12 protein-coding genes are annotated in these 11126 nt (G+C 57.3%); 3 read left to right on the forward strand and 9 right to left on the reverse strand.

The window, feature by feature from the left end:
• Positions 1-15: 15 nt before the first annotated feature.
• The 4 genes from gluQRS to mltG are packed head-to-tail and all read right to left on the reverse strand — an operon-like array spanning position 16 to position 3744.
• Positions 16-933, reverse strand: coding sequence for a tRNA glutamyl-Q(34) synthetase GluQRS (gluQRS, locus tag DWX58_RS00730; RefSeq protein ID WP_118640900.1), 918 nt, complete (start codon positions 931-933; stop codon positions 16-18).
• Positions 934-954: 21 nt separating this feature from the next.
• Positions 955-1329: a metallopeptidase family protein gene (locus DWX58_RS00735; RefSeq protein ID WP_118640902.1), complete on the reverse strand. Its 375-nt coding sequence runs from the start codon at positions 1327-1329 to the stop codon at positions 955-957.
• Between the two features lie 15 nt (positions 1330-1344).
• The gene (locus DWX58_RS00740; RefSeq protein ID WP_118640904.1) at positions 1345-2565 is read right to left on the reverse strand and encodes a U32 family peptidase; all 1221 of its coding nucleotides are present in this window, start codon (positions 2563-2565) and stop codon (positions 1345-1347) included.
• 54 nt (positions 2566-2619) lie between these two features.
• Positions 2620-3744, reverse strand: coding sequence for an endolytic transglycosylase MltG (gene mltG / locus DWX58_RS00745; RefSeq protein ID WP_118640906.1), 1125 nt, complete (start codon positions 3742-3744; stop codon positions 2620-2622).
• 117 nt (positions 3745-3861) lie between these two features.
• On the opposite strand from mltG, the gene DWX58_RS15290 reads away from it, so the two are divergent.
• Complete coding sequence (locus tag DWX58_RS15290; protein ID WP_199648625.1) at positions 3862-4035, forward strand: hypothetical protein; 174 nt, start codon at positions 3862-3864, stop codon at positions 4033-4035.
• 47 nt (positions 4036-4082) lie between these two features.
• Here the strand turns inward: DWX58_RS15290 and DWX58_RS00750 are convergent, their stop codons facing one another.
• The 5 genes from DWX58_RS00750 to DWX58_RS00770 all read right to left on the reverse strand — a co-directional run bounded on the left by DWX58_RS00750 (position 4083) and on the right by DWX58_RS00770 (position 8584).
• On the reverse strand, positions 4083-4661 hold the full coding sequence (locus tag DWX58_RS00750) for a 5-formyltetrahydrofolate cyclo-ligase (RefSeq protein WP_118640908.1): 579 nt from the start codon (positions 4659-4661) through the stop codon (positions 4083-4085).
• Positions 4645-5184 (reverse strand): DJ-1 family glyoxalase III, encoded by a 540-nt coding sequence (locus tag DWX58_RS00755; protein ID WP_118640910.1) that lies wholly within the window; start codon positions 5182-5184, stop codon positions 4645-4647. Before DWX58_RS00755 ends, DWX58_RS00750 begins: the two co-directional genes overlap by 17 nt.
• A 26-nt stretch (positions 5185-5210) precedes the next feature.
• Positions 5211-5879: a thymidylate kinase gene (locus tag DWX58_RS00760; protein ID WP_118640912.1), complete on the reverse strand. Its 669-nt coding sequence runs from the start codon at positions 5877-5879 to the stop codon at positions 5211-5213.
• Complete coding sequence (locus DWX58_RS00765) at positions 5879-6619, reverse strand: WecB/TagA/CpsF family glycosyltransferase (protein ID WP_118640914.1); 741 nt, start codon at positions 6617-6619, stop codon at positions 5879-5881. Before DWX58_RS00765 ends, DWX58_RS00760 begins: the two co-directional genes overlap by 1 nt.
• A gap of 294 nt (positions 6620-6913) precedes the next feature.
• Positions 6914-8584: a recombinase family protein gene (locus DWX58_RS00770; protein ID WP_118640918.1), complete on the reverse strand. Its 1671-nt coding sequence runs from the start codon at positions 8582-8584 to the stop codon at positions 6914-6916.
• Between the two features lie 173 nt (positions 8585-8757).
• Between DWX58_RS00770 and DWX58_RS00775 the strand changes: the two genes are divergently transcribed.
• Entirely contained in the window at positions 8758-10473 is a 1716-nt protein-coding gene (locus DWX58_RS00775) for a hypothetical protein (RefSeq protein WP_118640921.1), read from the forward strand.
• A gap of 360 nt (positions 10474-10833) precedes the next feature.
• On the forward strand, positions 10834-11016 hold the full coding sequence (locus DWX58_RS00780) for a hypothetical protein (protein ID WP_118640923.1): 183 nt from the start codon (positions 10834-10836) through the stop codon (positions 11014-11016).
• Positions 11017-11126 lie beyond the last annotated feature (110 nt).

Below are 11126 nucleotides of genomic sequence, written 5' to 3' on the forward strand. Positions count from 1 at the left end.
AGAGCGCCTTTCTGTTTAAAGTTCCAGAGAAAAATCCGCCCGGGGCAGCTTTTCCCAACTGAAGAGGGGGAGCAGCTGACGGGGAGAGATGGGAGCCGGCTCAGGAATGAGCCCGGCGGCGTGGGCCAGAATGCCCACCAGCTCCGGGGCGGAGTACCGCTCCTGGAGCATCCCCAGCTCCAAATCCCGGTCCCGCTTGGCCAGCCGCCGGCCGTCGGGGGAGAGGAGGAGGGGGACATGGCCATATTCCGGGTGGGGCAGGCCCAGCTTCTCCTGAAGCCACAGCTGACGGGGGGTGGAGGAGAGCAGATCGCTGCCCCGCACCACCTGGGTGACCCCCATGGCTCCGTCGTCCACCACCACCGCCAGCTGGTAGGCATATACGCCGTCGGAGCGGCGGAGAATGAAGTCGCCGCAGTCCCAGGCCAGATTCTCCCGGCAGGGGCCCTGAAGCCGATCCTCAAACTGAATTTCCACCTGGGGCACCCGTACCCGCCAGGCGGGGCGGCGGATGCGCCCCAGCTCCTCCAGCTCTGCCGCCGTGAGGGAGCGGCATCGGCCGTCATACACCTGTACCCCGTCGGAGCGGTGGGGGGCGCTGGCGGCCAGGCGCTGGGCCCGGGTGCAGTAGCAGGGGTAGAGAAGGCCCTGTTCCTCCAGGGTGTGAAAGGCCTGGGCGTAGAGGTCAAAGCGGCGGCTCTGATAGACGGGTTGGCCGTCCCAGTCCAGACCCAGCCATTCCAGATCCCGCATCACCTGGTCGCAATACTCCTGGCGGCACCGGTCCGGGTCCAGATCCTCCAGCCGCAGCACCATTCCGCCTCCTGTACTCCGGGCGGCCAGCCAGGCCAGCAGACAGGACCACAGGTTGCCCAGGTGCATCCGCCCGCTGGGGCTGGGGGCAAAGCGGCCGGTCACCGGTTTGGGTTCCATAGAGCCTCCTCCTTTCCGCCTCTAGTCGCCGTATTCCTCCCTGGCCTGGCGGAGAAACTCCGCATCCTTGTCATCCAGGGCGTGGAGGCCGGCGGTATCCTCCATGTGATGGGTAAATTCGTGGGCTACGGTGGCGAAGATCTCGTCCTTCCAGACCTCCTGCTCCTCCTCCGCCAGCAGCTGGACGAAGGAGCCGTAGTAGAGGACGATGTACCGCCCCAGCATGTCGTGGCAGTACTCACCCATAATGTACATCTCTCCCGGCGGAAAGTCGGGGTCGGGCAGCTCCTGCTCTTCCAGCTGGATGCCGCCGTCCAGCTCCTCGAAGAAGGCCTCAGGGAACTCCTGGGCGATTTCCTCCAGCCAGTCCCCCATCTGTTCGTAGGTGGGTACCATGGCGTTCCCTCCTTGTCAGGGCGTCAGGTCTGCCTGCCGGCGCAGCAGGGACAGGGGAGGCACAGGACAGGGCAGCTTCATGGAAAAGACCATCTGAGGCTTGCGGACTTCCGTGAGAGGAGTACCCTCCTCGTCCCACAGCCCTGCCACGGTCAGTGCCTGGGGGCGCACATCGGGGCCCACCAGCTCCAGCTGGTCACCCACCGCGAACTTGTTGTTCAGGGTGAGCCGGGCGTTGCCCTCCTCGTCGCAGGAGAGAACCTTGGCCACAATCTGCCAGTCCCGGATGTACCGGGAGCTGTCGGTGTACTGGCCGGGCTGGCCGTAGAAAAATCCGGTGGAGTAGTGGCGGTGGCTGATGTGCTCCACCTCGTCCCGCCACACCGGGTCCAGAGGCTGTCCCGCAACGGCGGCATCGATGGCGTGGCGGTAGGCACCGGTGACAATGGCGGCGTAGTAGGCGCTCTTGGCCCGGCCCTCCAGCTTCAGAGAGTCCAGACCGGCCTCCAGCAGCTCGGGGACGTGGTCAATCATGCACATGTCCCGGGAGTTCATGATGTAGGTCTCCCCGTTTTCCTCGTAGACGGGGAAGTATTCCCCAGGGCGCTTCTCCTCCATGAGAGCGTACTGGTAGCGGCAGGGCTGGGCGCAGGCACCCCGGTTGGAGTCCCGACCCGTCATGTAGTTGGACAGCAGGCACCGGCCGGAGTAGCTCACGCACATGGCCCCGTGGGCAAAGACCTCTAGCTCCAGCTCCTTGGGGGCTTTGGCCCGAATCTCCCGAATTTCGTCCAGACTCAGCTCCCGGGCCAGAATGACCCGGCTGGCCCCCAGGTCGTGCCAGGCGGCGGCGGACTGGTAGTTCACCACGCTGGCCTGGGTGGAGATGTGGCACTGGACGTGGGGGGCGTGGCGCTTGGCCAGAGCCAGGGTGCCCACGTCGGCCAGGATGATGGCGTCCACGCCGGCGTCCTCCAGAAATTCCAGCCACTCCGGCAGCCGGGCGACCTCCTCATTGCGCGGCATGGTGTTGCAGGTAACATGGACCCGCACACCCCGGCTGTGGCAGAAGGTGACGGCCTGGCGCAGCTGCTCCGGGGTGAAGTTTCCGGCGAAGGAGCGCATGCCGAACATGGTCCCCGCCAGATAGACGGCGTTGGCCCCGTAGGCCACCGCCATCTCCAGCCGCTCCGGATCCCCCGCGGGAGCCAGCAGCTCAATGGATTGTTTTCTCATACTCGTTCCTCTCCAAAGGAAGGGGCAAGGGCCTGGACCCTTGCCCCTTGTTGTTTAATTGCTCTTGTAAAGCTCCTGGGTGGCCATGAAGGACTGCATCTCGTTGTAGGTCTTGAAGAAGTGGTGCTTCTCGTCGTCGCCCAGGGTGTAGTAGAAGTAGCTGGTGTCCTCGGGATCCAGCGCCGCCTTGATGGCCTCCAGGCCGGGATTGGCAATGGGGGCGGGGGGCAGACCCTTGTACTTGTAGGTGTTGTAGGGGGAGTCAATCTCCTTGTCCGCCGCGGTGGGCACCTTGCCGCCGTTGATATAGGCCAGGGTAGCATCAATTTGCAGATAGCCCATGGTGCCCGCGTCGGGGTTGTCAAGACGGTTGTAGATGACGGAGGAGATGGTGCCCCGGTCGCTGCCGTCCGTCTCACGCTCAATCATGGAGGCGATGGTGAGGATCTCCCGGATGGAGTAGCCGCTGTCGGCCACCTGCTGGCGCAGCTCGTCCGTGTACTTGGCGTCAAAGTTCACCAGCATCTTGTTGATGGCGTAGACAGGGTCGTGAGGGGTATAGAAGTTATAGGTGTCCGGATAGAGGAAGCCCTCCAGCCGGATGGGATCTCCCAGGGGGATATCCTGAAGGAAGGAGAAGGCGTAGTCGTGGTTGGCGGCGGCCTCATTCAGGTCCTCCACCGTGGAAACGCCCTTGTCCTCCAACAGCTGGAAGATCTGGGCCAGCGTATAGCCTTCCGGGATGGTGATGGTCACCTCTGCCCGGGAGGAGGAGTAGATGCTCATGCCCGAGAGCAGGGCCCGGTAGTCCATGTCGGTGTTCAGGGTGTAGGTACCCATGGTCACCTTGTCCTTGCCGTGGGTAAAGGTGGCAAAGAGCTTGAAGAGCAGCTTGTACTCAATGAGCCCCTCTTCCTCCAGGTGGTCCACCACGTCGTTGAAGGTGTCCTCGCTGGAGATGGTGAAGACCACCTCCTTCTCCGGCTTGTTCAGAGCCAGCACGTCGTTGGCGGCAATCCAGCCGATGCAGGCCAGAAGAATGGAGACGCCAATGACGCCGATGACGTACAGCGCGGCAAAGCTTATGGTGCTGCCGGTGGAACGGCGGCGGGAGCGGCGCTGGGGACGGGAGGAGGACGGTTGTTCAGATGTCTGGCGGGTTCTTCGTTCCTGTGCCATAGGGTCAGCTCCTAATAAAAGGTCTTCCGCCCTGTCACCAGGGACAAGGGGAAACCATAGAATGAGACAGAATCGCGGGACAGCGCGTCCCGTAAATCTGAAATGAGGTGCATATATATGTGTTGCGGAAATAACAATGGCTTTGGTGGCTGCGGCTGCCTGTGGATCATCCTGCTGATCATCCTGCTGTGCTGCTGCTGCGGCGGTGGGAGCAGCTTCAGCGGAAATGGCGGCTGCGGCAATGGCTGCGGCCGGGACAACAACTGCGGCTGCGACGACGGCTGCTGCTGATTACACAGCCGGCAAAGGGCGGGGCTTCGGCCCCGCCGCTTCCCTGTTTAACCCAGGGACAGGCATTCCAGCTCGGTGATCAGGGTGTCCACCTTGGTGTCGTGGGCCTCGGTGGGGACATGGTCCTGAAGGATGCAGCTGCGGCACAGGCCCACCCGGTAGCCAGAGAAGTGCTCCAGCCAGCGGTCGTAATATCCGCCGCCAAAGCCCAGGCGGTAGCCCTGCCGGTCATAGCACACGGCGGGCACCAGAATGAGGTCAATTTCCTCACGGGCAATGAGGGGACAGTCCTCCCCCGGCTCCTGAATGCCGAAGGCCACACTGTGCATGGGAATATTGGGGTCGTAGAGGCGCACCTCCATCTGGTGCTCCGGCAGCATCCGGGGCAGACCAACCCGCTTTCCCAGGGCAGTCAGCTCCTGCACCAGACGGCCGGTCTCCGGTTCCCGTCCGGGGATGCCCCAGAAGGCAAAGATGGTTTTGGCCTTCTCCATCTGGGGCAGAGCCAGGAAGCGGGCAAACATGGCATCGTCCTCCCGGCGCAGCTGCTCAGCCTCCAGCGAGGCCAGCTGGGAACGCACCTGGCGGCGTAACTCTTTTTTCTCCTGATCAGGCGTGAATGGCATGACGCACCTCCTGAGCTTTCCGCTCACCGGCCAGCTGCTCGATGAGCGCCAGACCGAATTCCACCGCGGAGCCGGCGGCCTGGCCCGTGGTCAAAAGACCGTCCCGGACCACCCGGGTCTCCTCGGGGACCTGAGCACCGGTGAGCTGGCCCTCCAGGCCGGGGTAGCACACCGCCTTCTTTCCCTTCAACAGGCCCATGGAGCCCAGCAGGGTGGGGGCGGCGCAGATGGCGGAGACTGGGATTTCCCGGTCCACCGCTTCCTGAATGAGGGAGGATACCGCAGGGTGGGCGGACAGATTCCGTACTCCGTGGGCACCGCCGGGCAGCACCAGCATGGAGACCTGGGTCAGGTTTACCTTGGCCAGCTCCATGTCAACGACCACGGTGATGCCGTGACCTCCCATAACCTGTTCCCCCTCCAGGGAGGTGAGGGCCACGGGGATTCCGGCCCGGCGCAGCAAATCGGCGGGCACGAGAGCCTCAATTTCCTCAAAGCCGGGGGCGAGAAGAATGTGTACCATAAAAAGACCTCCTTACCAGAGCGGCTTCACAGCAGGGGAGCCGCCAGTGTCCAGATCTCCTGATGAATGTCTTCAATGGAGCGCAGGCTGCCGGTGCTGTCCACACAGGGGACAACCTTCCAGTCCAGAAGCTGGGCGGCCTGCAGCGCGCAGTCCCGGCAGGCGGCCAGATAGCCGTTGTCCAGCTCGTGGATGTCGGCGCTGGTGTGGGTGCTGGCCTCCCGGCTGCGGAGCAGCTGCACCGCCTGGGCGGTGGGCATGTCCAGATAAAGGACCAGGTCGGGCCGGGGCAGACCCATCTTGTTGTGCTCGAAATCGTCCAGCCAGCGCAGGAAATCTCCCCGTTCCTCCGGAGTGCACTTCACCGCTTGGTGGACAGCGTTGGAAGTGGTGTACCGGTCGGTGAGCACCAGTCCCCCGTTTTCATAGTAGTCCCCCCACACCTTCTTCAGGGAGGCGTACCGGTCCACCGCATAGAAGGCGGAGGCGGCGTAAGGGTTGACGTCGGAGGGATGGGTGCCGAACTCACCGCCCAGATACATGCGGATGAGGGCGGAGGAGGGCTGGTCATACTGAGGGAAGACCAGCTTCTGGTATCCGCGGCCCAGATCATCCACCCGGGCGCACAGACGGGCGAATTGGGTGGACTTGCCCGAACCGTCCGTTCCCTCAAAGACAATGAGCCGTCCGGGCATTACCCCTCGCCTCCCTGCTTTTTGCCCCGCGCCCGGGCGCCGGCAGCTTTCACCAGCACCAGCGGCAGCTTGGCCATGCGGCCAATGCGGCGGGGCTCCTTCTTCAGGCGGTAGGCCCACTCCAGTCCCAGCTTCTGCCAGGATTCCGGAGCGCGCTCCACATTACCGGCAAAGACGTCCAGACAGCCGCCCAGGCCGATGGCCAACTTGGCACCGGTGTGGGCGCCCCAGCGGGCCATCCACTTCTCCTGCTTGGGCGCACCCAGACAGACAAAAAGCAGGTCGGGCCGGGCCGCGGCTACCTGCAGCAGTACATCCTGCTCGTCCCGGAAGTAGCCGTCCCGGGTGCCGCACAGCACGATGTTGGGATAGCGCTCTAAAATGTTGGCGCCGGCCTGCTCAGCTACGCCGGGCTTGGCTCCCAGCAGATACAGCCGTCCGCCCATTTCGTTGAGGCAGGCCAGCATATCCTCGGCAAACTCCACACCGGGCACACGCTCTTTCAAGGGTGTACCCAGAATTTTTGCAGAGTAAACCACCCCGATGCCGTCGGGCAGCACCAGGTCGGCCTTGTTCAGAATGTCACGAAAGACCGGGTCCTTCTCACAGGCGAGAAGAAACTCGGGATTGGGGGTGACAACATAATGAAACTGATCCTCAGCCAGCAGCTGGGCGCCCCGCTGGGCGGCCTCCTGCCGGGTGAGGTTATCAAACTGGACTCCCAGAATTTCTGTTTTCATTGGATCCTCCATGGATAAAACTGACGCGGAGAAAAGGCAAGGCACTCCACGACTTATCTATTCTACCATGTAATGCAGGAAAAGTCTATGAAATTTCCATGAAGGTTTTCCCTTTGCACCATTCATCAGACAAAAAAGAGCGGGCCGGGCGTCCCGCTGTCCGCAAAAGACGCTGTCATAAAAGTCAGGAGCTTCTGACATTCTGCCGACAGATTCTTTTGGGGAACTGGGGTGCCCGGCCCGCTGCCGTCAACGACGACTCAGCAGGAATATACCGTCTCCTTTGGGGGAAGGTTACTTCATGCCGTTCTCGTAGGCCTCGATCATCTTCTTGAACGTGTGACCCGTACGACCTCTGAGTTTAGAGAGATACTTGTCTGTTGTTTCGCCGGTAAAAATCTTGATTTGCAGGCGCATAGAGCCGTCCTCATCGGGAGTGGCGAAGATCTTGTCAATATACTGCTCCACAAACTCCTTGTTGATTAGGCCCTGAGCCGCGTCCCGCTCCGCCTCCTGGAGCACCCGACGGATGGTATCGATGTGATTTTTGAAGTCGGAGGCGGAGTCCCGCTGCTGCTCCAGCTCCATCAGCTCCTGCCTGGCCTGTTCCAGCTCCTGTGCACATTGCTTGTTCATGGAGAGAAAATCCCGGTCAGAGAGTTCTCCCAGTGCGTTGAAGGTAAGCAGCTTCTGCTTCTTTTTCTCCACCGTGTCAATGGTGTGCTCCAGCTCCCCAATGCGCTTTGTCAGATCCCCGTCCCGGTCCAGTGATTTGTACATGGCGATGTACTCCTCAATAAGCGCTTTGGAGTCCACCTCCGTCTCGCGAAAAACCTGAAGCAACAGCGGCTTCAGCTCTTCCTCATAGATTGGAAAGGATGGGCAGGAGTCGCTGCCGTTTTTTATTTTTCCAGAGCAGACCCACTTGCTGTTTTTGTTCCCTGAGCGGTCCAAACTCTCCCGGCGGTAGTAAGCTGCCCCGCAGTGGGTGCAGTAGAGTTTCCCGGTGAGCAGGTTCTGGTGATTGCAGATGCCCTGCCGACCCTTCACGTCCTCACTGCGCTTCTTCAGCACGGCGTTGGCCTGGTCCCACAGTATTTCGTCTACGATAGCCGGGACAATCTCGCCAGTCTCGTCCTTGAACATCACCCAATCCTCGGGAGGCAAAAACTTCTGCTTTTTGGTGAACAGGTCGATGACCTTGACTTTGTTGCCCACATAATAACCCTTATACTTGGGATTGGAAATCATGCCCGACATGGTAGTGTGTGCAATCTTTTTGCCGTTGTGATTGCGGTAGCCCTTTTCCCAAAACAGAGTTTCAATCTGCTTCATGCTGTATTGTCCCGTGGCGTACAGTTCAAACAATTCACGCACCATGGGGGCTTCCTCCTCATCGATCACCAGCCGCCCGCTGTCCTTTCGGTAGCCGAAGATGCGGCTGTTACCCAGCACCACACTATTTTTGATGGCCTGTTGATGCCCAAACTTTACCCGGCTGCTGAGCTTACGCAGCTCATCCTGGGCAATACCGGACATGATGGTAAGGCGCAGCTCACTGTCCTCATCCAGAGTATTGATGTTGTCATTTTGAAAGAAGACACCCACCCCGGCCGTAAGCAGACGGCGGGTATAATGGATGGAGTCCAGAGTGTTTCTGGCAAAACGGGTAATCTCTTTAGTAATGATGAGATCAAACAGCCCCTTTTCCCCATCAGCCACCATCCGATGGAAGTTCTCCCGGTTCTTTGTGGTGGCTGCGGACAGGCCCTCATCAATGTAGCCCTCTACATAGGTCCACTTGGTGTTTTTCCGGATGAGGTTTTCATAGTACTGGATCTGATTGCCCAGGGAGTTGAGCTGCTCGTCTGACTCGCTGGACACCCGAGCGTAAAAGGTCACCCGCAGAGGTAGGTCGTAAATGCTCCGTGTTTTCAATTGCTGCCGTACGCTGTGAATGTCCATGGTAAGTCCTCCAAAAAGTTCGTTTTATCATGTCCTATATTATAAATCTTTAGAGTAAGAACTTCAAGAGGATTTTGGTGCCATGCAAAAGACGGCCCGCCGACCTGCCAGCTTTTCCTTATCATTGCTTTTTTGCTCCAGGGCAGTATAATGGAACAAAGGAGGCAGATTTTATGAACAAAAGTCAGCGTTTCAGTGACATCTTTGAGGACCTACCCTTTTCTGATAAGTTGGAAAAACGGATCGCTAATTTGACAAGCCTTCTTTCAGAGGCTGTTTCCTCCGGAAGTGATCGCGGCACTTTCGTGCGGATCTACGATTGGAAAGATTCTACCGATACGATGCTGGAGATTTTGAAAAAAACTTACGCAGAACGCGTGAAGGCGTTCTGCGTTGATCCGCCTTCAATTACATTTGCAACAAAAAATGGCCAAAGAATTGACTGCGACTATCTTTGTGTGGAGCATAAACGGCTCTATTTTATTCCGTCTGATCGAGCCTCCCTCCGGCGTTTTATCTATTTTGAAATTTATTATGACGAATATATTGTTTCTTGTTTGATGGATGCTCTCTCTTTCCATAAAAACGTCCCAATGGACGCTTTGGAAATGGATACCGCCGAGTGGGCGCACGCCAAATTACAGATGAAGCTGTGGAATGAGGTTTTTTTGCCCGACATTGAGGAAATTGATCTTTCCGACACGGGGCCGTTATATCAGCCGGCCATTCAGCGGTTAGAAACTTACTCGGATCTGTGGGATGCCAACATTCCGGCAGTGCTGCCACCGATTGAACCGATCTGGGTATTACTTACCTATCTTCATCTGCTTCAAATCATGCCGTTTCTCTCCCCAAAACAGGTTCCCTGCTATGTCATTCATTTTGTATGTGCGCAGAACACTGACACATTTGTCCGAAATCTCTGCGCATTTCTCTCTGCATACTGGCAGGAAGATCGGGTGATGAATCGGCCTGTTTCCGTATCCCAGACATACCTTAAAAAAGAGCCGGGAAAAGATATTGCCGGAGCCGTTCAGCCGTATATCCTGCGGCCAAACCGTGCCAACAGCAAGGCCCTGCAAGAGATAGAGCGCGATGTACTTGACTATGATCGTTTACAGGTGCGGTCTTGGGAGCAGCACCCTTTCCTTAACACAGTCCCGATCATAGTGGCGGATGAAAAGCACGACTCCCAGGTCTTTTTGGACATCTCCGTTGATGGCAATATGGAATTCCCTGATGCCGCAGATGTAAGAAATGGCTTTTTGAGGTTTTGGTCCCAGTTGTATCGACATTTTTTCCCTTCGGGCAGAGTAGACCGCAAAAAGCTGAACAGGAGCTATGAAACAATGGACAGCCAGGTTTCCGCTCAGCTTTCTGAACCAAATCGAGTAGATCTGCAGCCACAGTTATATTCCTTGTGTGTCTGGTTCTGCCTGATGTACAATCAAAAGTCCATCGTCCGCAAAAAAATAAAATTAACAGATGACAAGCTTCTGTGGCTTCATGATTTGGAGAATTCCTGGAAGAAAAAAGATGTCTCCTTAGAAAGTGCCGTAAGCACTCTGCTGGATATCATCACAGCAGAGTGGAGGCAGCACCCGGGGACGCTTCCACGGTCGAAGGAAGCGTGGGATCAAAACGATCTTGGCTTTATCAAGGTAGACATATCCGGCGAGGCCTGCCTAATCCGAAAGCCGGACTATTTTAAAAAATTGATTAAAGAATCATGCGCTGATTTTCATACTGACGATATCATCAGTCATTTGGCAAAAGAAGGGTATCTCAGAACCAACGGAAACGAACCAACCTGCGTATATAAAATTGAAAAGAAGAAAAGCGTTAGGACCTATGCGCTCTATTTTAATCGTCTGCCAATGGATTCATAGTCTGTACCTTCGCAAGTGTTTTTCAAACATTTTTTCGGTTACATCTCCTTGTAACCAGAAAAACACTGTATTTTATAACTATTTTAAGTCACTCCAAGGAATAGGCTCTTCCAAGCCTGCCTTGGAGTGTTTTTTTCGGTCCGTCGCTTTTCTTTGGACGCAGTTACGGGTTACGAAAAAATCTTCTCCGCTCATTTGACATAGTAAATCGCTTCTAAGCCGCCCTGCCGGGTCCGTCGGCCATACCGCGCCCGCCTCCTCACAACAGAGAAAACGTCCTTCTCTTTATGGTTTTCACAGGCCGTTTTCATTTTTGACAAGGCCTCTAACAAGTCTAAAAATGTAAAAGGAGGCCTACCTGTGAACCAACCTGCTCAGAATCAGGCCGAAATAATTTGGTTCCACTATTTTAACGAAACCGCCTTCAGGGCCGGACTCATTACTCAGAAGGAGAGGGACTTACTTCATCTGCGGATCCAGACCAGGCATCCGAAGCACACAGGAAAACAGCGCCCGGATGCTACTCCGGAAAAAGGCACATAAAGTCAGTTTGCTCCTGTGCCTTTCGTTGGGCCCCTATTAAGTTATACCTAGACTGTCACATTTTTCCTTAATTTACGATTTATCCCGCCTCTTGAGGCGTTTTAATCCGA

It is taken from the genome of Pseudoflavonifractor sp. AF19-9AC (assembly GCF_003478995.1).
Lineage (GTDB): Bacteria > Bacillota > Clostridia > Oscillospirales > Oscillospiraceae > Lawsonibacter.